At 46.0% G+C, this 22858-nt stretch carries 18 protein-coding genes; all 18 read left to right on the top strand.

Annotated elements, in window-relative coordinates; genetic code table 11:
- Nucleotides 1-6: 6 nt before the first annotated feature.
- On the top strand, nt 7-774 hold the full coding sequence (locus MHI06_RS11375; protein ID WP_017689151.1) for an isoprenyl transferase: 768 nt from the start codon (nt 7-9) through the stop codon (nt 772-774).
- 16 nt (nt 775-790) lie between these two features.
- A complete protein-coding gene (locus MHI06_RS11380) occupies nt 791-1585 on the top strand; it encodes a phosphatidate cytidylyltransferase (protein WP_062833821.1) in 795 nt (264 codons plus the stop codon).
- Nucleotides 1586-1655: 70 nt separating this feature from the next.
- The gene (locus MHI06_RS11385; protein WP_340401517.1) at nt 1656-2795 is read left to right on the top strand and encodes a 1-deoxy-D-xylulose-5-phosphate reductoisomerase; all 1140 of its coding nucleotides are present in this window, start codon (nt 1656-1658) and stop codon (nt 2793-2795) included.
- Between the two features lie 113 nt (nt 2796-2908).
- Nucleotides 2909-4180 (top strand): RIP metalloprotease RseP, encoded by a 1272-nt coding sequence (gene rseP / locus MHI06_RS11390; RefSeq protein WP_340401518.1) that lies wholly within the window; start codon nt 2909-2911, stop codon nt 4178-4180.
- A 62-nt stretch (nt 4181-4242) separates the two neighbouring features.
- The gene (gene proS, locus MHI06_RS11395) at nt 4243-5697 is read left to right on the top strand and encodes a proline--tRNA ligase (protein ID WP_340401519.1); all 1455 of its coding nucleotides are present in this window, start codon (nt 4243-4245) and stop codon (nt 5695-5697) included.
- Between the two features lie 343 nt (nt 5698-6040).
- Nucleotides 6041-10360, top strand: a complete 4320-nt coding sequence (locus MHI06_RS11400) for a PolC-type DNA polymerase III (RefSeq protein ID WP_340401520.1) — start codon at nt 6041-6043, stop codon at nt 10358-10360.
- 257 nt (nt 10361-10617) lie between these two features.
- Nucleotides 10618-11079, top strand: a complete 462-nt coding sequence (gene rimP / locus MHI06_RS11405; protein WP_340401521.1) for a ribosome maturation factor RimP — start codon at nt 10618-10620, stop codon at nt 11077-11079.
- Between the two features lie 123 nt (nt 11080-11202).
- Nucleotides 11203-12300, top strand: a complete 1098-nt coding sequence (gene nusA / locus MHI06_RS11410) for a transcription termination factor NusA (RefSeq protein ID WP_062833827.1) — start codon at nt 11203-11205, stop codon at nt 12298-12300.
- A gap of 25 nt (nt 12301-12325) precedes the next feature.
- Nucleotides 12326-12631 carry a YlxR family protein gene (locus MHI06_RS11415; protein WP_017689143.1) on the top strand — a complete coding sequence of 102 codons (306 nt, stop codon included), beginning with the start codon at nt 12326-12328 and terminating at the stop codon, nt 12629-12631.
- The gene (locus tag MHI06_RS11420) at nt 12624-12953 is read left to right on the top strand and encodes a ribosomal L7Ae/L30e/S12e/Gadd45 family protein (protein WP_017689142.1); all 330 of its coding nucleotides are present in this window, start codon (nt 12624-12626) and stop codon (nt 12951-12953) included. Before MHI06_RS11415 ends, MHI06_RS11420 begins: the two co-directional genes overlap by 8 nt.
- Nucleotides 12946-15537 carry a translation initiation factor IF-2 gene (infB, locus tag MHI06_RS11425; protein ID WP_340401522.1) on the top strand — a complete coding sequence of 864 codons (2592 nt, stop codon included), beginning with the start codon at nt 12946-12948 and terminating at the stop codon, nt 15535-15537. Before MHI06_RS11420 ends, infB begins: the two co-directional genes overlap by 8 nt.
- A 25-nt stretch (nt 15538-15562) precedes the next feature.
- A complete protein-coding gene (gene rbfA, locus MHI06_RS11430) occupies nt 15563-15922 on the top strand; it encodes a 30S ribosome-binding factor RbfA (RefSeq protein ID WP_017689140.1) in 360 nt (119 codons plus the stop codon).
- Nucleotides 15923-15941: 19 nt separating this feature from the next.
- A complete protein-coding gene (locus tag MHI06_RS11435) occupies nt 15942-16919 on the top strand; it encodes a bifunctional oligoribonuclease/PAP phosphatase NrnA (RefSeq protein WP_340401523.1) in 978 nt (325 codons plus the stop codon).
- On the top strand, nt 16913-17836 hold the full coding sequence (gene truB / locus MHI06_RS11440) for a tRNA pseudouridine(55) synthase TruB (RefSeq protein ID WP_169478457.1): 924 nt from the start codon (nt 16913-16915) through the stop codon (nt 17834-17836). The genes MHI06_RS11435 and truB overlap by 7 nt, the downstream gene beginning before the upstream one ends.
- An 82-nt stretch (nt 17837-17918) precedes the next feature.
- On the top strand, nt 17919-18845 hold the full coding sequence (locus tag MHI06_RS11445) for a bifunctional riboflavin kinase/FAD synthetase (RefSeq protein ID WP_169479112.1): 927 nt from the start codon (nt 17919-17921) through the stop codon (nt 18843-18845).
- Nucleotides 18846-19003: 158 nt separating this feature from the next.
- Entirely contained in the window at nt 19004-19273 is a 270-nt protein-coding gene (gene rpsO, locus MHI06_RS11450) for a 30S ribosomal protein S15 (protein WP_056700672.1), read from the top strand.
- A 257-nt stretch (nt 19274-19530) separates the two neighbouring features.
- Nucleotides 19531-21633 (top strand): polyribonucleotide nucleotidyltransferase, encoded by a 2103-nt coding sequence (pnp, locus tag MHI06_RS11455; RefSeq protein ID WP_340401524.1) that lies wholly within the window; start codon nt 19531-19533, stop codon nt 21631-21633.
- A 175-nt stretch (nt 21634-21808) separates the two neighbouring features.
- Nucleotides 21809-22804 carry a polysaccharide deacetylase family protein gene (locus MHI06_RS11460; protein WP_340401525.1) on the top strand — a complete coding sequence of 332 codons (996 nt, stop codon included), beginning with the start codon at nt 21809-21811 and terminating at the stop codon, nt 22802-22804.
- Nucleotides 22805-22858: the final 54 nt, after the last annotated feature.

Consider the following 22858-nt stretch of genomic DNA (forward strand, 5'->3'; position numbering starts at 1 on the left):
ACAGGAATGATCAAACGGGTTCGGTCGTGGTGGAATGGGGCTGACAAGCAGGAAACGCTGACTATATCCGAGGACAATATCCCGCAGCACGTCGCCATCATCATGGACGGCAATGGACGATGGGCCAAACGTTTGGGACTCCCGCGTATAGCCGGGCACCAAAATGGCATGAAGGCGGTCAAACGTGCGACCATCGCGGCGGATGAACTGGGCATCAAATATCTGACGATGTACGCTTTTTCGACAGAAAACTGGACGCGTCCAAAAGAAGAAGTGGATTTTCTGATGCGACTTCCGCAAGAATTTCTGGCTATAGAGCTGGATGAACTTATAGAAAAAAATGTGCGCATTCGCATGATGGGCCAAGAGGAACATTTACCTTCTCATACCATCAATGCCTTGCGGGAAGCCATTCGTCTTACGGAACATAATACAGGTCTCGTTTTGAACTTTGCAATGAACTATGGAAGTCGTCGTGAAATGACGGACTGTGTTAAACAGATCGCTCTGCAGGTGAAATCGGGGGAACTATCGGCAGAGGATATAACACCTGAACTCATTGATAGACATATGCTGACGGTTGACATGCCCGATCCGGATTTGTTGATCCGGACGAGCGGAGAGTTGAGATTAAGCAACTTTATGCTTTGGCAACTTGCATATAGTGAATTATGGTTTACGGATATATACTGGCCCGAATTTGGCAAAAAGCATTTGCTTGAAGCAGTAGCCGAATATCAGCGCAGAACAAGGCGTTACGGCGGTTTGAAATAGATGGAGGATGAAGCCGTTGAAACAGCGATTAACGACAGGAATCATAGCAGGTGTGTTGTTTTTAGGTTTTTGCATGCTGGGCGGACCCTGGTACCATGGTTTGGTATTGCTTATGGCTCTCATCGGTTATTATGAATTTGTTAAAATGACCGGGGTGATGCCTTTTTCAGGTGTGGCCCTGATTGGATATGCAGGTGTGTTTGCCATTGTGTTTCCTTGGGAAATGCTTTGGGAGGCAAGGCCGCTATCCTTGTTTCAGGTCATCTGGATTGTAATGCTTGTATTGATGACAGCTTCGGTTGTCACCAAGAATAAGGTTCCCGTGAATACAGTAGCCATGCTTTTCCTCGGCGTTTTGTATATAGGGATCGGTTTTTATTACATTGCAGAATCCAGACATCTGCATCATGGATTGTTCTGGACGTTCCTGTTGCTGGGCTCCATATGGGCCAGTGATGCAGGGGCTTATTTTGTAGGGAAACTAATTGGTAAAAACAAACTGTGGCCTTCCATCAGTCCAAACAAGACTATAGAGGGTGCACTGGGTGGCATCGTGATTGCAATTGTCACATCTGTTGTTTTTGCATTAGTGTCAGATGGTTTGCTTTCCTGGCAGAGAGCGATTGTGATCGGAATTGCCTGTGCAGTCGTAGGTCAGATGGGTGACTTGATCCAGTCTGCATACAAACGTGTATATAATATTAAGGATTCAGGCAGTCTTCTCCCAGGGCATGGAGGCATTCTTGATCGGTGCGACAGCTGGATTGTTGTTTTCCCATTCGTACATATACTAATGCTACTGCCCTACTAAAGAAGAACATGAGTCTGAGATAACAGCCTTGTTCGCCGTAGGCATTGGATAAATAAAGATGAGGTGCAGCATGAAAAAAATTGCGATTCTCGGGTCGACCGGTTCCATTGGAACCCAGACACTAGATGTAGTAGACATGCATCCAGAGCTCTTTCAAGTGGAAGGACTGGCTGCCGGAGGCAATACAGACCTGCTGATTGAACAAACCAAGCGTTACCGACCAAAGAAAGTCTCGGTGGGGTCCAAAGAATTGGCCGAGCAGGTAGCTCCATATTTGCCAGCAGGAACGCAACTGTTTTACGGCAACGAAGGACTCGTTGAAGTTGCGGCAGGAACCGATGCACATACGGTTGTTACAGCGGTGGTGGGGAGTGTTGGATTGGAGTCAACGCTTGCTGCCATAGACGCGGGCAAACAGATCGGACTGGCTAACAAGGAGACATTGGTTACAGCGGGGCATATTGTCACAACAAGAGCGGTTGCCAAGGGAGTCTCTTTATTGCCCGTTGATAGTGAGCACTCTGCTATATTCCAATGCTTAAATGGTGAAAACAGAGAACGCCTGACAGGAATCACGCTCACCGCTTCAGGCGGATCGTTCCGTGATCTTACCCGTGAACAGTTGAAGAACGTGACTATAGAGGATGCGCTTAAACATCCGAATTGGTCAATGGGTTCCAAAATCACGATAGACTCGGCAACGATGGTAAACAAGGGACTTGAGGTCATTGAAGCGCATTGGTTATTTGGTCTTCGATATGATCAGATTAACGTATTGCTTCACCCGGAGAGCGTTATTCATTCCTATGTGGAATTTGATGACACCAGCATCATCGCTCAACTGGGTAATCCGGACATGCGAGTTCCCATTCAATATGCATTGACTTATCCTGACCGTTTGCCATCCCCAGCACAGCGGCTGTCTCTTGCTCAAGCTGGGAAATTACATTTCCGTGAGATGGATATGGAACGGTTCCCATGTTTAAGAATGGCGTATGAGTGTGGTAAAATGGGAGGAACCGCAACAACGGCGTTTAATGCAGCCAACGAGGTTGCTGTAGCCCGTTTCTTGCGTAAAGAGATTTCATTCCTTAAAATAGAAGATATTATTGCTTCTGTGCTGGAAGCACACCACAATGTGGACGAGCCTGATCTGCAGGAGATCGCCCGATGTGATCAGGAGAGTCGCAAGCTTGCGTCCAGTCTGTAATCTCTTTTTTCATAACAAAATGGAAGAAGTGATTCTCTTGTGCGGTATCAGAGAATAATGATAATCTAGAGGGACAGACTGCGGTATGTGCCGTGAAGGAGGATGGATAGGGATTGGAAACCATACAAGTGGTATTTCTAACGGTGCTCATGTTCTTTGTCATCGTGACGGTTCATGAATGGGGGCATTATTACTTTGCCAAACGCGCCGGTATTCTTGTACGGGAATTTGCGATCGGTTTTGGTCCCAAATTGTTCTCATATAAAAGAAACGAGACCCAGTTTACATTGCGTTTGTTGCCTTTTGGTGGATATGCACGGATGGCAGGTGAAGATCCGGAACTGGTAGAGATCCAGGAAGGACAGACCATTGCGGTAAGATCAGCGGATGACCAGGTGAAGATGATCTATCTGGACCAGCTGGATAACCGTAAAAATGTAATACGTGGTGAAGTCATCTCCATTGATATGGAGAGAGCGCTGAAGCTTCAACTCGATGTAGATGGAGAGATTCAGGAGTATCGTATACATCCCCAAGCGATGTTGGTAAGTCGTGGTAAACAAACGCAGATTGCACCGAAAGATCGTCAATTCGGCAGCAAAACCGTTGGACAGCGTGCATTGGCTATTTTTGCGGGACCTCTGATGAACTTTATCTTGGCATTTGTGCTGTTTGCTGTATATGCGCAGATGGCAGGAGTTCCAGTGGAAAATCCGAAGAATCTTGAAATTGGTGAAGTGCTTGAAGGTGGGGCAGCCGATCAGGCGAACCTGCAAAAGGGCGATATTATCGAAACCATCAATGGTACTGCTATTGGTACGGATTCACAAAAAATGGTGACGATGATTGCCGATTCCAAAGACAAGCCGATGGAATGGACGCTAACTCGGGGGAATGAAACGTTTAATATAACGATTACTCCACGTGCAATAGAAGGGCAAGAGGGCGGAAAAGTGGGAATCGTGCCTACGTTACCGACTCGGTCCGTTGGATTTGTAGAGACCTTTACGGTATCAGGGGTAGCCATGGTTGATACCACCAAAGTGATATTTGAAGGGTTCAAACATCTGATCAATCAATTCAACATGGACGATATTGGTGGGCCTGTTCGTACGTTTGAAGTGACAGGGCAAATTGCTAAACAAGGAATTGAGCAGTTAACGAGATGGGCAGCCATTTTGAGTCTGTACCTTGGGATTTTTAACCTGTTACCAATACCTGCATTGGACGGTAGCCGTCTGGTGTTTTTGGGAATTGAAGCGCTGCGCGGCAGACCTGTTGATCCAAACCGCGAAGGCATGGTGCATTTCATTGGATTTGCGATGTTGTTTGTGTTGATGCTGGCAGTAACTTACAATGATATATTACGTTTAATTAACGGATAATTACGGTTGGACTACGCTCTGGACATTCAGAGATAGTCGTTATGGGAGGACGCTGGAGTCTTATGTCAAAGGAAAATGATAAACAATTCGTGACTGAAATCACACCACAGGGTGAGGATTTCTCACGCTGGTATATTGATGTTATCAAAAAAGCTGATCTCATGGATTATGCACCGGTACGCGGATGTATTGTGTTCAAGCCAGACGGTTTTGAAATCTGGGAACACATCAAGGACGAGTTGGATCGTCGTTTCCGTGAAACGGGTCATCGCAATGCGTATTTCCCGATGTTCATTCCTGAGAGCTTCTTCCAAAAGGAAAAAGAGCACGTGGAAGGCTTTAACCCTGAATTACCATGGGTTACGGAAGCTGGAGGAGAGAAGCTGGAAGAACGTCTGGCAATCCGTCCTACATCCGAAACGATTATTGGTCACATGTATTCCAAATGGATTCAGTCTTATCGGGATCTTCCGGTATTGATCAATCAGTGGGCTAACGTAGTTCGTTGGGAAAAAAGAACGTTGCCGTTCCTTCGCACAAGTGAGTTCCTGTGGCAGGAAGGTCACACTGCGCATGAGACCGAAGAAGAAGCACGTGAAGAAACGATGAAAATGCTTGAGATATATCGTGAAGTGGTTGAGGAGTATTTGGCTATTCCTGTAATTGTAGGTCAGAAAACCAAATCCGAGAAGTTTGCGGGTGCGGTGGATACCTACTCGATCGAAGCCATGATGAAGGATGGACGCGCTGTACAAGCAGGTACATCACACTACATGGGAACGAACTTTGCAAAAGCATTTGAAATCCAGTATCTTAGTCGGAACAATGTGCTGGAACTGGCTTACACCACTTCATGGGGAGTAAGCACACGTTTGATTGGTGCGTTGATTATGGTTCATGGAGATGACCGTGGTCTGGTACTTCCTCCTAAAGTAGCGCCAACGCAAGTGGTCATGATTCCAATTGGACCTCCGAAAACGCGTGATGCTGTTGTGGGACGTGCAGATGAGTTGTTCACTGAGTTGAAACAAGCTGGAGTCCGTGTGAAAATGGATGATCGAAGCGATGTTCGCCCAGGTTGGAAATTCAATGAATACGAGATGCGCGGTGTTCCGATTCGTCTGGAAATTGGTCCACGTGATATGGAAAATGGCGTTTGTGTACTCGTATCACGCATCACAGGTGAGAAAAAAGTGGTAGAACAGGCGAACCTGGTAGAAGAAATCCAGTCTATGCTGACACAAATTCAGATAGATATGCTGGAACGTGCTCGCACATTTATGTCGGATAACTTCTACTCCGTGGATACACTGGATGAGATGAAAGAACTGATGGAAAATAAACGCGGGTTTACACTGGCTGGCTGGTGCGGTTCAGAAGCTTGCGAAGATAAAGTAAGAGAAGTTACAGGCGCAACAACCCGGAACATTCCGTTCCAGCCTGCGGAAGAAAAGCATACGTGCCTGGCTTGTGGTGAACAGGCAGAACACACGGTTGTGTTTGCAAGAGCGTATTAAGTCAGGATAACCTGACTATATACATTGAACTAAACATTTACATGAGAACGTAGAGAACAGAAATAACCTGAAGAAGCGGAGCGTTCGCCTTTATCCCCGGATTTTCCCCTTTGTAAATGGGAATCAAAAAATCTGGGGGTAACAGCGATCGGAAGGTTGTTCTGTTATCGGAGTGGTAAGTGTAAATATCTTTTTGTTCAATGTATATAATGGCACGTACGGACTGTAAGAGTAATGAATGGAGAGCTTCTGTCGGATAAAATGAGTCGGTGCGAGTTCGGATCGGTGACATTTTTGAATGCAGGGGCTTTTCATGCTTTAAGGGGGTACAAGGAGGAACACGATGAGCGGATTCGAGGAGAAGAGAAAACGATTTGAGTTGTTGATGAAACAGGCGGAGCTGCCGGCTGGTCTGTTAGAGCCCTATTTTTTGGATGGATGGATTGAACAAGTAGAGACCAACCGAAGTAATCGGGAATGGAATATTCTGATTGCAAAGGATACGTTGGTACCCGCTCCGATCTATCGCACTTTTTGCCTGCATATTCAGGAGAAGATGAATCATATTGCCAAAATTTCATTTGGTTTCAAATATACGGACAAGGTACAGAGTGGTGATATCGTCAGTGAATATTGGAATCTGTTTCTGGAGTGGGTTACACGTGAGATTCCATCTGTGAATGGTTGGATGAACCGGACTACGTTTGAATGTGAAGCGGATCTTTTGCAACTGACGATGAGTGACGCAACGTCGATGGAATTGGCTCGCAAGAAACAGATTGATCAGGCGATCACGACGTTCTATGACAAGTATTTTCATCTACCTCTTCGCATCAAGATGCAAGTGGGCGAAGTGGCCAACAATAAAGAGGCGATGGAGCAGTTCCAGGCCAAAAAACGTGTTGAGGAACTTGAAGTCATCGAGAAGATGATGAGTGAAGTAGACACAGAAATCCCGGTGGATGAGGAACAAGGCGATGTGCGTTTGCAAATGGGCTATGATATTAAAGAGCCAGCAGTGCCTATGCAGGAAATCCAGGATGAAGAGAAAAAGGTCACGCTTCAAGGTTCGGTGTTTGGTCTGGATCGTAAAGAACTGCGAAACGGAAATACGTTGTTTACATTCTATCTGACCGACTTCACGGACTCCATGCAAATGAAGATGTTTGCCAAAACAAAAGAGGATGTTAAAATTCTCAGTTTGCTGGCTAACGGTAAATGGGTAAAAGTGCGTGGTCGTGTAGAGTATGACCGGTTTATGCAAATTCCTGAACTGGCCATGATTCCTTCAGATTTGATTGAAGTCAAAGCACCGCCATCTCGCAAAGATAATGCACCAGAGAAACGGGTGGAGTTCCATTTGCACTCTACGATGAGTACAATGGATGCTGTAACTTCGATCGACAAATACGTTAAAATGGCGGCAGAGTGGGGACATAAGGCGATTGCGGTCAGTGATCATGGTGGTGTACAAGTATATCCCGAGGCTTCCAAGGCTGCTAAGAAAAACGGAATTAAAATGATCTACGGCCTAGAGGCTAATGTAGTGAATGACTCTGTTGCGGTCGTCATGGCTCCACAGCCATTGGATCTCCAAACAGCGACATACATTGTATTTGATATCGAGACCACGGGTCTTTCGGTTACGCAGAACAAAATTATTGAGATTGCCGCTGTGAAGATGCAAGATGGTAAAGAAATTGACCGGTATGCGACGTTTGTAAATCCGCATGAACGCATTCCCTACAACATTCAGCAATTGACTAATATTAATGATGACATGGTAAAAGACGCACCTGAGCTGGAGCCTGTTATCCGTGATTTCGTGCAGTTTGCTGGAGATGGTGTACTTGTTGCGCATAATGCACGTTTTGATATGGGCTTTATTCAGGCTTCCCTGAAACAAATTGGAATGCCAGAGCTTCCTAACCCTGTTCTTGACACGTTGGAACTGGCGCGATTGTTATTCCCAAAAAATAAGAACCACCGTCTGAATACGATGGCGGATAAATATAAGGTTGGACTGGAAAGCCATCACCGGGCTATTGACGATACAGTTGCGCTCGCGGGTATACTGATCGGATTATTAAATGATGCTGCCCAGATGAAAGGGTTGACGAGGCTCGATCGCCTGAACGATTATGTAGGTGTCGACTTGTCGAATACAAGACCTTTCCATTGCGGAATCTATGCACTGAATGAAGTCGGTAAGAAAAACCTATATAAATTGGTATCTCTCTCTCATACGGAACATTTCAAGCGGGTACCGTGCATTCCCAAATCGAAACTGATCAATTTGCGTGAAGGCCTCGTTATTATATCGGGCTGTGAAAAAGGTGAATTCTTTGAAGCGGTGCTTAACAAATCGCTCGAAGAAGCGGAAGAGATCGCCGAGTTCTATGACATACTGGAGATCCAACCACTTACAATGTATATGCACTTGGTAGATAAAGGCTTGGTGGCTACTCCTGAAGAAATCAAAACAGCGATCCGTAAAGTCATTGATATAGGCGCAAAATTTAATAAACCAGTCATAGCCACAGGTAACGTGCACTATTTGGAACCGCGTGACAAGTTATATCGGGATATCACCATTCACGGAATTACAGGTTTTAGTCCACTCAAAGATCAACGTAAACCGGATGCACATTTCAGAACGACAGAGGAAATGCTTGAAGAGTTCAAGTTCCTCGGCCAAGACAAAGCTTATGAGGTTGTCGTTACCAATACAATTGAATTGTCTGACCGATTTGAGGAAATTAAGCTCTTCCCGGACAAACTGTTTACTCCGATTCTGGAAGGTGCGGACGATGAAATCCGTAATACCTGCTATGACACTGCCAAGTCCATCTATGGCGAAGAATTACCGGAAGTCATCGTGGCACGGCTGGAGAAAGAACTGATTCCAATTATTAAATACGGGTTCTCTGCCAACTATCTAATCTCGGAACGATTGGTTAAAAAATCGAATCAGGATGGTTATCTCGTAGGTTCGCGGGGATCGGTTGGTTCCTCTGTCGTTGCTACATTCCTGGGTATATCCGAAGTTAATCCATTGCCTGCTCATTATATATGTGTGAATTCGGAATGCAAACACAGCGAATGGTTCCTGGATGGTAGTGTTCGGAGTGGATTTGACCTTCCCGAGAAAGAATGTCCGGATTGTGGTAAGAAACTTAAAGGAGAAGGCCAGGACATCCCGTTTGAGACCTTCCTTGGGTTTAAAGGAGATAAAGTTCCCGATATTGACTTGAACTTCTCTGGTGATTATCAGCCTCACGCACATAACTACACGAAAGTGCTATTTAGTGAGAAAAGTGTTTTCCGTGCGGGGACCATTGGTACGGTGGCTGAGAAAACAGCATTTGGTTTTGCCAAGAAGTATGAGGAACAGCATCAGAAGAAATGGCGTGGAGCTGAATTGAATCGTTTGGCCTCTGGTTGTACTGGGGTGAAACGGAGTACTGGACAGCATCCCGGCGGTATTGTCGTAGTACCTGATTATATCGAGGTCGAAGACGTTACACCTGTTCAGTTTCCGGCTGACGACGTTAATGCGGAGTGGAAAACGACACACTTTGATTATCATGCTTTTGAAGAAAACTTGCTGAAACTTGATATTCTGGGGCACGATGATCCAACTATGATGCGGATGTTGCAGGATTTGACAGGGGTCGATCCGACGTCCATTCCGATGAATGATCCCAAAGTCATGAGCATGTTTAACTCAACCGAAGCTTTGGGCGTTACACCGGAACAGATTCGGTCACCAGTAGCAACGTTTGGCGTGCCGGAGATGGGGACGAAGTTCGTACGTCAGATGCTTGTCGAATCTCAGCCGACATCTTTTGCCGATTTACTGCAAATTTCCGGTTTGTCCCATGGTACAGGGGTATGGCTTGGAAACGCTCAGGATCTGATTAAGAACGGAACGTGCAACATTAAGACGGTAATCGGTTGTCGGGATGACATCATGTTGTTCCTGATCTATAAAACGGGAATGGATGCAAGTCTGGCCTTTAAGATTACCGAGAGTGTTCGTAAGGGACGTGGTCTGCCACAGGAATGGATTGACGAGATGAAGAATTGCAAAGTGCCTCAATGGTACATTGATTCTTGTCTCAAAATCCAGTACATGTTTCCGAAGGCTCACGCGGCCGCTTATGTTATTTCGGCAGTACGTACGGCATTCTTCAAGCTATATCATCCGATTGAATATTACGCAACCTACTTTACCGTTCGGGCGGATGAGATCGATATTGAACTGATGTGTCAGGGATATGACGCAATCTATCGGAAAATTACGGAGATCGAGCAATTAGGTTTCCAGGCACCACCGAAAGAGAAAAACATGCTGCCTGTCCTTGAAATGGGTCTAGAAATGGCAGCACGCGGATTCTCGTTGAAACCTATTGATTTATACCGTTCGGAAGCGACGAAGTTCATCGTTGACGGAAAAACACTAATCCCTCCATTTTCAGCTTTGGCAGGAATCGGGGATAATGCAGCTCGCAATATCGCTGCGGCAAGAGATCATGGTGAATTCCTGTCGGTGGAAGATTTCCAACAGAAATCGAAAGCGAGTAAGACGATTGTTGAACTCCTGTCGAATATGGGATGTTTCCGTGGCTTGCCAGAGAGCAATCAGCTTTCCCTGTTCTAGGATTAGATTTGAATCAGGGAACAGGCATTAATCGGTGATACGTAATTTTTTCTTCATTAGTAAGTAATCTGCCTGAAAGATCGCTTACTTGTCACTATTACCAGACTATGTTATAATTTTTGAAGTGAACGAGATAGTACGAATTTCTAAAGAGTGGGGAAACCCACTCTTTAGTCTTTGGTATACAAGAATCTTGGGTATTTAATAATCTGCCAGTGCTATTTTGCTGGTGTAACCTAAGTTGGAGGTTATTGGTTTTGAGCACAACGAACATTAAATCTACCGTGGAAGAAATGATCCAACCCTACTTGAACGAACAAGGCTTCGAGCTGGTTGACATCGAATACGTCAAAGAAGGCAGCAACTGGTTTTTACGGGTGTATGTCGACAAAGAGGGTGGCATCGACATCGACGATTGCGTCTTGATCAGCGAAAAGCTGAGCGCCAAGCTGGATGAGAACGATCCGATTCCAACCATCTATTTCCTTGAAGTGTCTTCTCCCGGTGCGGAGCGTCCACTGAAAAAACCTGAGGACGTTACCAAAGCTGTAGGCAAAAATGTTTTTGTAACAACCTACGAACCGGTGAACGGATTGAAGGAATTTGAAGGCAAGCTGTTATCCTTTGATGACGGAGAACTCCTGATCGAAGCAGGGAAGAAACAGCATGCTATTTCTTATGATAAGGTTGCCAGTGCGCGCCTAGCTATTTTGTTTTAAGTGCCTTGTTCACTTTATTAATGAAAAAGACACATCTCACGATAACGGCAAGGTGCTCATGAGTTCAGAGCCTTTCGCCGTTTTACGTATGAGATGCCATGTTTGAAAGGGGGATCAACATTCATGAGTATGGATTTTATTGAAGCAATGAATGAATTGGAACGGGAAAAAGGGATCAGCAAGGATGTGCTATTTGAAGCGATCGAGGCTGCACTAATTTCCAGCTACAAGCGGAATTTCAACACGGCCCAGAATGTGCGTGTTGACATGAACCGTAATACGGGAGTTATTCGGGTGTATGCCCGTAAATTGATCGTGGAAGAAGTCCTGGATTCACGTACCGAAATTTCATTGCCTGCTGCACGAGAAATCAACCCACACTTCCAGCTGGAAGATATTGCGGAGATTGAAGTTACGCCGCGTGATTTCGGACGTATCGCCGCACAGACTGCCAAACAGGTAGTGACCCAGCGGATTCGTGAAGCCGAACGCGGCCTGATCTACAACGCTTTCGTAGATAAGGAAGAAGATATCGTTACGGGAGTGGTGCAGCGTCAGGATTTGCGCAATATCTACATCGATCTGGGCAAAATCGAAGCGGCTTTACCGCTAACCGAATTGATGCCGAACGAGAAGTTTGTTCATGGTGACCGTATTAAGGCGTATATCACCAAGGTCGAGAATACGACCAAAGGGCCGCAAATCATTTTGTCCCGTACCCATCCGGGGCTCTTGAAACGTCTCTTTGAACTGGAAGTGCCTGAGATCTTTGACGGTGTAGTTGAAATTCGCTCCGTCGCTCGCGAAGCAGGGTTCCGCTCCAAGATTGCCGTACACTCCCGCAACGAGGAAGTTGATCCAGTTGGATCATGTGTAGGTCCTAAGGGAATGCGCGTGCAGACCATTGTGGGTGAGCTGCGCGGTGAAAAAATCGACATCGTTCGTTTCTCCGATCAGGTAGACGAATATGTGGCTAATGCACTGAGTCCTTCCAAAGTATTGGAAGTTCATGTATTTGAGGAAGAAAAGATGGCTCGGGTTATCGTTCCGGACTATCAACTTTCGCTCGCTATTGGTATTAAAGGCCAAAATGCAAGATTGGCAGCCAAATTAACCGGCTGGAAAATCGACATTAAGAGCGAGAGCCAGGCGGAACAGGAATTCGGCAGAGAAAAAGATTCTTCTTCTGAAATGCATCAGGATTCCGTCTCCGTCGACTAAAGTAAAGTACGGGGGGCGCTGACGTATGAAACCAAAAAAAGTGCCGCTGCGCAAATGTGTGGCATGCCAAGAAATGATGCCCAAAAAGCAGCTGATCCGCATCGTTAAAACGCCAGAGGATGAAGTGCTGATCGATTTGACTGGCAAAAAATCCGGACGTGGTGCCTATTTATGCGGCAAAGAGTCCTGTTTTAAGCTCGCACTCAAAAACCGGGCTTTGGATCGGGCGTTAAAAGGCAAAGTTTCACCTGAAATTTACGAGCAATTAGCAGCTGACTTCATCGCGGTTGAAGATGAATTCAAAGCAGCACAGGAGCGTGAACATGACTAATATTAAAACGCTGTCTTATCTGGGACTTTCTATGCGTGCAGGTAAACTTGTAACAGGTGAAGAAATTGTACTTAAAGCGATCCGTTCTTCCGAGGCTAAAATGGTTATTGTTGCGGGTGACGCCTCAGCCAATACACAAAAGAAATTTCGCGATAAATGTGGAACGTATAAGGTTCCTCTGTTGATCGGATTTGACCGGGATAGTCTAGGTTCAAGTATCGGTAAAGACACGCGTGTTGTTCTTGCAGTAACGGATCGAGGGTTTGCAAAAATGATCTCCAAGCAAGTCGGTATAATGTCGGAGGTGGAGTATATTGAGTAAACAAGAAAACAAGGATAAATTGCGAGTTTATGAATATGCGAAGTCCCTTAATATGAGTAGTAAAGAAATTATAACCATTCTTAAAAAGCTGGAAATTCCCGTAAACAATCATATGAGTGTCATGGAGAATGGTTCAGTCGGTAAGGTGGAACAATTTTTTAAAGATATAAAATCCACTGCTGCTTCGAAACAAGGCAACGATGCAAAACCAGTTGCTACTTCGGCAGTACGCAGTGACAAACCAGTGGACAGCAACAAGCCGGCCGGCGGAGTGAACACGCCGAAGAGCAGTAACCCATCCGGTAGTCCCGTACAAACAAAAATACAACAGGAAAAGCAGGTAGGTATGAACAATAGACCAAATTCCAACAATAACAATGGCACCCAAAGACCCAGCGGCCAAGACAGCCGCAACAGAACGAACTCTTCCCAAGGCTCAAGCCAAGGAGGACAATCAACTAACCGTCCAAGACCAGCTCAAGGTGGACAAAGCAGTACTGCATCCCGTCCGCAAGGATCGGGTCAACGTCCGAATAACAGCGGTGGCGGTCAAGTAAGAACTTCAGGACCTAACAGTGGTGGTAATACAGGTACTGCTGGCAACCGTAGCGGTGGCCAAGGTCAGAGCCAAGGACAAGGCCAACGTAGAAGCGGCCCAGGTGGTACTACTGGCAGCAACAACAACAACAATAGTGGTAACCGTTCGAACAGCGGTGGCGGTGGACGTCGTTATGATGACAACCGTGGCGGCAACTTCCGTGGTAACCGTGGTGGCAAGAACAACCGCAACAGAAATCAACAACAGTACCAACAACGTGAGAAAATTGATAACACACCTAAGAAAATCATCGTTCGTGGTGATATGACCGTTGGTGAAACAGCGAAGTTGCTCCATAAGGATGCTTCCGAAGTTATCAAAAAACTCATCGCTATGGGCGTTATGGCAACAATCAACCAAGAACTTGATATCGAAACGATCCTTTTGCTTTCAGGTGAATTCGGTGTTGAGGTTGAAGTGAAGATTGTGCTTGAAGATGACCGTTTCGAAACACTGGAAGAAAATGATGATGCTGCTGACTTGCAGGCTCGTCCACCAGTAGTTACAATCATGGGTCACGTTGACCATGGTAAAACAACTTTGCTTGATGCCATTCGTTCCACGAATGTAACAGGCGGCGAAGCAGGCGGAATCACGCAACATATCGGTGCATACCAAGTCGAAATCAACAGCAAAAAGATCACGTTCTTGGATACTCCGGGTCACGAAGCGTTTACAGCGATGCGTGCACGTGGTGCACAGGTTACGGATATGACGATTATTGTTGTAGCAGCAGATGACGGCGTTATGCCACAAACCATTGAGGCCATTAACCATGCTAAAGCAGCTGGGCTTCCAATTATCGTTGCTGTCAATAAAATCGACAAACCGGGCGCTGATCCGGATAAAGTAAAACAAGAATTAACTAACTATGAACTCGTTCCTGAAGAGTGGGGCGGAGATACCATTTTTGTTAACGTGTCAGCGAAACAAAGAATGGGTCTGGAAGGTCTGCTTGAAATGATTCTGCTCGTTGCAGAAGTGAACGAATACAAAGCGAACCCGGACAAACGTGCCCGTGGTACGGTGATTGAAGCCGAGCTGGATAAAGGACGTGGCCCAGTTGCCCGTATTCTCGTACAGCACGGTACATTGAAAGTCGGAGATGCTTTCGTAGCAGGTAACTGCTTCGGTCGTGTTCGTGCAATGGTCAATGACAAAGGTCGCCGTTTGAAAGAAGCTGGACCTTCAACACCTGTAGAAATCACAGGTCTGACTGAAGTTCCAGGTGCGGGAGATCCATTCATGGTGTTTGAAGATGAGCGCAAAGCGCGTTCCATCGCTGACAAACGTGCGATTACACAACGTGAATCCGATCTGGGTACACATACTCGCGTAACGTTGGATGATCTGTTCCAGCACATCAAAGATGGCGAGATCAAAGATCTGAACGTAATCATCAAAGGTGACGTACAAGGTTCGGTTGAAGCATTGAAAGGTTCCCTTGCGAAGATCGAAGTTGAAGGTGTACGCGTGAAAATCATTCATAGCGGCGCTGGTGCAATCACTGAGTCCGACATCATTTTGGCTGCAGCATCCAATGCCATCGTAATTGGTTTCAACGTTCGTCCTGATAACCAGGCGAAAGCAACTGCAGATCAAGAGCAAGTAGACATTCGTCTGCATCGCGTAATCTACAGTGTTATCGAAGAAATTGAACAAGCGATGAAAGGAATGCTTGATCCGATCTTCAAAGAAAAAGTTATCGGTCATGCTGAAGTTCGTAGCACGTTCTCCATCAGTAAAGTGGGTACCATCGCTGGTTGTATGGTTACCTCGGGTAAAATTACGCGTTCTGCGGAAGCACGCCTGATTCGTGATGGCATCGTCCTTTACGAAGGTAAGTTGGATTCCCTGAAACGCTATAAAGATGATGCCAAAGAAGTAGCCCAAGGCTACGAGTGCGGTATCACACTGGATAAATACAATGATCTCAAAGAGGGCGACGTTATCGAAGCCTTCATTATGGAGACAGTACAACGATAAGCAAGGAAGCATGAGGTGAACAACGATGGCTAAGATTCGTACAGGTAGAGTGGGCGAGCAGATCAAGAAAGAAATAAGTCTGCTCATCCAGTCTGAACTGAAAGATCCACGTATCGGCTTTATTACGGTAACGGGAGTCGAAGTGACAGGAGACTTGTCGCAAGCCAAAGTTTATCTGAGTGTCTTCGGTGAACAGGAACAAAAAGATAACACGCTCAAAGCTCTGGCAAAAGCAAATGGATTTTTGCGTTCCGAGCTGGGCAAACGTATCCGTTTCCGGCATGTTCCCGAGTTGATATTCAAGATTGACGAATCCATCGCTTATGGTAGCCGAATTGAGAAGCTGCTTGGCGATATTGGTTCCGACAAGAACGAATCCCAGTAACAGAATAGAGGAGACGGCAATGCACACTTATGAACAGGCGCTCCAGGCCGGAAAGCAATTTCTGCTGGAGCATGATGATTACCTGGTCGTGTCGCATGTACAGCCGGACGGTGACGCAGTCAGCTCGACGGTAACGGTGGGCTGGCTGCTGTCATGTCTGGGTAAGACATTCACGATGATTAATGAAGGCGAAATTCCACAACGCATGCAATTTTTGTGGGAAGCCGGCAACATTGTGAACATGACCGAACAACCACCGCAGCGAAAATATAAAGCTGTTATCTGTGTGGATTGTGCAGACTTTGCCAGAGTAGGCTTGACGCGTCATTATTTCGAAGAAGATGCTGTGATTTTGAATATTGATCATCATCCTACGAATGATGCTTACGGTACAGTCAACATCATTAAGTCAGATGCTGCTGCAACGGCTGAAATTTTGTTCGATTTTCTTAACCTGTTCCAAGTAGCATGGGACAAAGATGTTGCAACGGCAGTCTATACAGGATTGCTTACGGACACAGGTGGGTTTCGCTATGCCAATACGAGTCCAAATGTAATGACAACGGCCTCCAGATTGCTTGAACATGGCGTGGATGGACCCTATCTCGCCCAGACTTTGTTGGAGCAGGTGACTCTTCCACAAGTTCGGATTTTGAATCAAGCACTATCAAGCCTGAAGATGACAGATGATGGCAAGATAGCCTGGGTTGTTATAACACCAGATGATATGGTCGCGTGTGGAGCAGCTAATGAAGATCTTGAAGGGGTAGTGAACTATCCGCGCAACATTCAGGGCGTGGAGGTTGGTATCTTTTTCAAAGTCATCAACGAGAATGCCGTCAAGGTTTCTCTGCGTTCGGCTGGCAAGATTGATGTTGCTGCATTAGCACAGACCTTTGGCGGAGGCGGGCATGTACTCGCAGCCGGATGTCGTCTGGAAGGCAGACTTGAAGATATTGTAGCAAAAGTACTGAAGCAGGTGAATTCACAATGGTAAAGCCCTTTGAAGGTGTACTTCCGGTATATAAACCGGCGGGATTTACTTCTCATGATGTTGTAGCCAAAATGCGTCGCATTCTCAAGATGAAGCGCATTGGGCATACTGGCACACTGGACCCACAAGTTACAGGCGTTCTGCCGCTCTGTCTTGGACGGGCGACACGCGTGGTAGAGTATATGCAGGAGCTTCCAAAGGAATATCTGGCTACGCTCAGATTGGGACTGTCTACTGATACAGAGGATATGACAGGGGAAGTCATTGAGCGGGCTGAAACGACTGTGGAAGTAACACAGGAACAGGTTCAACAGGTGCTAGAGCAGTTCCTGGGCACGATCTCTCAAGTGCCACCCATGTATTCTGCGGTAAAGGTAGACGGTAAACGTCTCTATGAGCTTGCTCGTGAAGGAAAAACGGTAGAGCGTAAGAGCCGTGAGGTCACAATCTATGAGCTTGAGCTTACAGGGATTGAGACTCAGGGTGAAACCACCGATATATCCTTCCGGGCCTTGTGTTCAAAAGGTACCTATATTCGGACGTTGTGTGTAGACATCGGCCGACAACTCGGATATCCATCGACCATGGTTCGACTCGAGCGTACGATCTCGGCAGGTATCTCTGCAGATCGTTGTCTTCGTATTGAAGAAGTGGAACAACTTATGGCCGATGGGACTTTGGCTGAGGCGCTGATTCCTGTTGACGAGGCTATTGCGTCGATTCCATCCCACAAGGTTGGAGAAGAACAGACCAAAGGAGCACTTCAAGGTCAGAAACTGTCTGCACGTCTTCTGGAACCGCCTGTAGAGCAACCTGGTTTGCTGCGGTTGTATGCTCAGGATGGTACGTTTCTGGGGATATTTGAACGGGATGAACTAAAACCAACGGTGAGGGCAGTTAAAGTCTTTTTGCCGGAATAAAGAGGTCTCGGGCTTGGAGTTGTGGTGATGCTCAAGCTTGGCCTATCAAGTGAAATGCAGGTGAATGATTGTGAAAACCGTAATGCTAACCTATCCGCAGACGTTACATTCGACTGAGCTGAGCACACTTCCCCAAGTGCTCGCGATTGGTCAATTCGACGGACTGCATCTCGGACATGCAAGTGTCATTTTATCAGCTGTCCGCATTGCGCGGGAAACGGGCATGCAGGCAGCGGTCATGACCTTTCATCCACATCCGAAGGAAGTTATGCGCAAAGGGGATTACGAGGGTTATTTAACTCCCTTGAGAGATAAAGAAGACATCTTGGCAGGAATGGGTGTTGATGTGCTCTATGTGGTGGAGTTCAATGAAAACTTCTCACGGCTGACGCCGCAACAATTCGTACACGACCTGTTGATTCCTCTTCAGACACGAACAGCGGTGGTTGGTTTTGACTTCCGTTTCGGTCACAAGGGTGCAGGAGATGAGCAACTTCTTCGTACATTGGGAGAAGGAGAAATGACGGTGGAAACCGTTCCTCCATTCCTGTTAAATGGTGAAAAAGTGAGCAGTTCTCTCATTCGTGGCCTGTTGAAGCGTGGGGAGATGGATGAGGCCAGTCAGTGGCTTGGCCGACCTTACAGCATCAGAGGAACCGTAATTCACGGGGAGAAGCGTGGACGAACCATTGGATTTCCGACAGCCAACCTTGAACTCACGGACCATTACGTTACACCGTCGAAGGGTGTTTACGCTGTTCGTGTGCAGCATGGAGAACAGGAACTGCATGGCGTAATGAATCTCGGTGTGAAACCTACGTTTCACGAAAGCGGGATGAAACCTACGTTTGAAGTGCACCTGCTTGATTTTGATGGACACTTGTATGACCAGGAACTAAAGGTTGAGCTCGTTCACTATATTCGTGCAGAGCGAAAGTTTGACTCCATTGATGCATTAATTAGCCAGATTCGTGAAGATGCATTGACTGCCGGCCGCCTGTTATCTTAAGCTTCAGGATTAAATGCATGTTTACATTTACTTTGACTGGGCAATTATGATATACTGTACTACGTTGTCGATTGAGACAACAATAACCTTGGCTTGGTTGCTTGCTCTCACCGGCGGTGACGAGGCTAATGGCGATTATATTGAAGGAGGTGAACAGGATGGCATTGACTCAAGAACGTAAACAACAACTGATCGACGAGCACAAAACTCACGAGTCCGATACAGGATCTCCAGAGGTGCAAGTTGCTATCCTTACGGAAAACATCAGAAGTTTGACAGACCACTTGCGTACGCATAAGAAAGACCACCACTCACGTCGTGGACTTTTGAAAATGGTAGGTCAACGTCGTAAGCTTTTGGCTTACGTGAAAAACAAAGATGTTAAACGTTACAGCGCACTGATCGAAAAACTCGGATTGCGTCGTTAATTATCGTACATGTTTTCAAAACCAACCTGGCTGTTATCCGTCATTCTTTTGTCTAAAAGGACAAGCGGAACTACAGCCGGGTTGTTTTGTAGATGAACATGTTGCCATATATTTGTAGATGGGGCTCCGTGAGGAGCTTTTGTTGTGCAGATTAGCATGTTGCAAGATGATACATAGCTAATGAATGCAGGACAAGCAGGAAATACTGTGAATATGCAGAATCCATTGAATTAGGAACGAATAAAAGGAGGGGTTTCATGGAACAGCGTGTTGAAATGCAGCTTGGTGGAAGAAAGCTTACGCTTGAAACCGGGCGTTTGGCCAAACAGGCTAATGCTGCAGTTAAGGTAACATACGGGGATACCGTTGTATTGTGTACCGTGACAGCATCAAGTGAGCCGAAAGATTTGGACTTTTTCCCATTAACGGTGAACTATGAAGAAAGATTGTACGCCGTAGGTAAAATCCCGGGTGGATTTATTAAACGTGAAGGCAGACCAAGTGAGAAAGCCATTCTTTCAAGCCGTCTGACAGACCGTCCAATTCGTCCATTGTTCCCGGAAGGCTTCCGGAATGATGTACAAGTTCTGAATATCGTTATGAGTGTGGACCAGGATTGCGAACCACAAATCGCTGCAATGATCGGTACATCAGCTGCACTGAGCATCTCGGATGTCCCATTCAGCGGACCAATTGGTGGCGTGAAAGTTGGACGTATCGATGGCGAGTTCATCATAAACCCAACGATTGCACAGCTTGAAGTTAGTGAGCTTGAGCTGGTTGTTGCAGGAACCAAGGATGCCATCATGATGGTAGAGGCCGAAGCAAACGAATTACCGGAAGAAGTAATGCTTGAAGCAATCATGTTTGGACATGATGAGATCCAAAATATTATTGCTGTAATCGAACAACTTGTGCAAGTTGCTGGAAAAGAAAAAATGGCTGTTAAGTTGCGTACCGTTAATGCTGAAGTAAACAGCAGTGTGCGTGAATTCGCCAGCGCTCGTCTGGTCGAAGCGGTTAAAATCGCCGAGAAGCATGCTCGTCAAGATGCAATCGATGTAGTGAATGACGATACCGTTGCTCACTTTGAAGAGAAATATATTGAAAGTCCGGAATTGTTCAAAGACGTGAAGGAAGTTCTGCACGATATCGTCAAAGAAGAAGTTCGCCGTTTGATCACGCATGATAAAGTTCGTCCGGATGGACGTGGACTTGCTGAAATTCGCCCAATTGAATGTGATACATCTCTGCTGCCACGTGCACATGGTACAGGACTGTTTACGCGCGGTCAAACGCAAGCACTTAGCGTTTGTACACTCGGTGCACTGGGTGATGTTCAGATTTTGGACGGAATCAGTCTTGAAGAAACGAAACGATTCATGCATCACTATAACTTCCCACCATTCAGCGTAGGTGAAGCTCGTCCATTGCGTGCTCCAGGCCGTCGTGAAATCGGACATGGTGCTTTGGGTGAACGTGCTCTTTCCAAAGTAATCCCTTCCGAAACGGATTTCCCATACACGATTCGTTTGGTATCTGAAGTTCTGGAATCCAACGGCTCATCATCTCAGGCTAGTATCTGTGCCAGCACTTTAGCTATGATGGATGCAGGTGTTCCAATCAAAGCTCCGGTTGCAGGTGTGGCTATGGGTCTGATCAAAGATGGTGATCATGTATCCATTCTGAGTGATATTCAGGGTATGGAAGATCACCTGGGTGACATGGACTTCAAGGTAGCAGGAACACCAGAAGGCGTAACCGCAATTCAAATGGACATAAAAATTGCTGGTATTAATCGTCAAATTTTGTCTGATGCATTGGCGCAAGCCAAAGAAGGTCGTATGCACATTTTGGGCAAAATGAACGAGATTTTGAAAACTCCACGTGAGCAATTATCACAATATGCGCCTAAAATTACAACGATGCATATCAATCCGGACAAAATCCGTGATGTGATCGGTGCAGGTGGTAAAATTATCAATAAAATCATCGAAGAAACCGGTGTTAAAATTGATATTGAACAGGATGGACGTGTCTTTATCGCTTCTTCCAACCAGGAGATGAATGATAAAGCTAAATCGATCATCGAAGGTATTGTACGTGAAGTACTAGTCGGCGAGATTTATGTCGGTAAAGTAAAACGTGTTGAGAAATTCGGTGCTTTCGTTGAAGTACTTCCGAACAAAGAAGGTCTGGTACACATTTCACAACTGTCAACAGAACGTGTTGCCAAAGTGGAAGATGTTGTAGCCATTGGTGATTCCATTACGGTAAAAGTAACGGAAATTGACCCACAAGGTCGAATCAACTTGTCCCGCAAAGCAGTTTTGACTGCTGAAGCTCCGGCTCAATCCTAGGATACCGAAGCGACAGGTTATAAATGGATATATTGAATGAAGAGACAGAATGTGAATTTCTGGCTCTTTTTTTAACGTTTAAATACGTAAAGCAAGGATGAAATCATGGCTTTCTATTCATATTTTCGCCCTTGTCCTCATATGATGGGGACAAAGACGGCGGGAGGATGGAGCTGTGGGAAACCAATCCAAAAAGCTGGCGGCTGTTCTGGCGGGTGTGACTGCGGTCATATTGATCGGACAAGTTGGCAGTGTACGTACATACATTACGGAGATCCGTGATGGGCCAGGTACGCAAAATGCTTTTGACATGTTCAAGGAAGCAACTGGAGAAGATGCGCTGTTGTCTGCGATTCGGGATAAAGCGGCTGAAACGAAAATTGCTCCGGTAAATGCCAGAGTGGATCGGGTATGGAAAGCGATTCCTGGTTATAATGGCATGGAGATTGATGTGGAAGCGACATACCGTAAGGCGCTGAGTGGAACGTTGAATACCAAAATAGCGTATGTCTACCGTCAGATTGAGCCGGAGATCCAGCTTAAGGATTTGGGTGCACATCCGATCTATCGTGGGAATGCGAGCAAACCGATGGTTTCTTTTATGATTAATGTTGCCTGGGGGAATGAATTTATTATACCGATGCTGGATACGCTCGATGCCGAGAAAGTCAAGGCCACTTTTTTTCTGGATGGAAGCTGGTTAAGCAAAAACGTTGAACTGGCCAAAGAAATTCAGAAGCGTGGGCATGAGTTGTCCAATCATGCGTATTCTCACCCTAACATGAGTCGATTGAGCGCAGAGAGGGCCAAGCTGGAAATTAGCAAAACCCAGGATCTGCTCCATAAAACACTCGGTGTGGATAATCGTTGGTTTGCCCCGCCTTCCGGTGATTTTAATCAAAAGACCGTAGACATTGCTTCATCCATGGGGCTGCAAACCGTGTTATGGACAGTGGATACTGTGGATTGGCGTAAACCAAGCTCAGATGCCGTTGTCGCTAAAATTGCGAAAAATACTGAGGCCGGTACATTAGTTTTAATGCACCCTACCGCTGCTTCTTCCGGTGCTTTAAAGGGTATGATTCATTCTATACGGGCCAAAGGTTTGGTGCTCGGAACCGTAAGTGAGACGTTGTCTTCGGAACGTGTAATTGCATCTGCGGTTGAGTGAACGTTGTTTTTTTGTTAATATCAAAAAGTTGGAACCAAATGTCGATTTCAATTT

Origin of the sequence: Paenibacillus sp. FSL H8-0079 (genome assembly GCF_037991315.1) — a bacterium.
In the GTDB taxonomy this organism is placed as follows: domain Bacteria; phylum Bacillota; class Bacilli; order Paenibacillales; family Paenibacillaceae; genus Paenibacillus.

Excerpts from the sequence above, each read along its gene's own strand:
- MHI06_RS11375 (WP_017689151.1), top strand. The coding sequence starts at position 7 with ATGATCAAACGGGTTCGGTCGTGGTGGAATGGGGCTGACAAGCAGGAA.
- MHI06_RS11385 (WP_340401517.1), top strand. The coding sequence starts at position 1,656 with ATGAAAAAAATTGCGATTCTCGGGTCGACCGGTTCCATTGGAACCCAG.
- proS (WP_340401519.1), top strand. The coding sequence starts at position 4,243 with ATGTCAAAGGAAAATGATAAACAATTCGTGACTGAAATCACACCACAG.
- MHI06_RS11400 (WP_340401520.1), top strand. The coding sequence starts at position 6,041 with ATGAGCGGATTCGAGGAGAAGAGAAAACGATTTGAGTTGTTGATGAAA.
- nusA (WP_062833827.1), top strand. The coding sequence starts at position 11,203 with ATGAGTATGGATTTTATTGAAGCAATGAATGAATTGGAACGGGAAAAA.
- MHI06_RS11415 (WP_017689143.1), top strand. The coding sequence starts at position 12,326 with ATGAAACCAAAAAAAGTGCCGCTGCGCAAATGTGTGGCATGCCAAGAA.
- MHI06_RS11420 (WP_017689142.1), top strand. The coding sequence starts at position 12,624 with ATGACTAATATTAAAACGCTGTCTTATCTGGGACTTTCTATGCGTGCA.
- rbfA (WP_017689140.1), top strand. The coding sequence starts at position 15,563 with ATGGCTAAGATTCGTACAGGTAGAGTGGGCGAGCAGATCAAGAAAGAA.
- MHI06_RS11435 (WP_340401523.1), top strand. The coding sequence starts at position 15,942 with ATGCACACTTATGAACAGGCGCTCCAGGCCGGAAAGCAATTTCTGCTG.
- truB (WP_169478457.1), top strand. The coding sequence starts at position 16,913 with ATGGTAAAGCCCTTTGAAGGTGTACTTCCGGTATATAAACCGGCGGGA.
- MHI06_RS11445 (WP_169479112.1), top strand. The coding sequence starts at position 17,919 with ATGCTAACCTATCCGCAGACGTTACATTCGACTGAGCTGAGCACACTT.
- rpsO (WP_056700672.1), top strand. The coding sequence starts at position 19,004 with ATGGCATTGACTCAAGAACGTAAACAACAACTGATCGACGAGCACAAA.
- pnp (WP_340401524.1), top strand. The coding sequence starts at position 19,531 with ATGGAACAGCGTGTTGAAATGCAGCTTGGTGGAAGAAAGCTTACGCTT.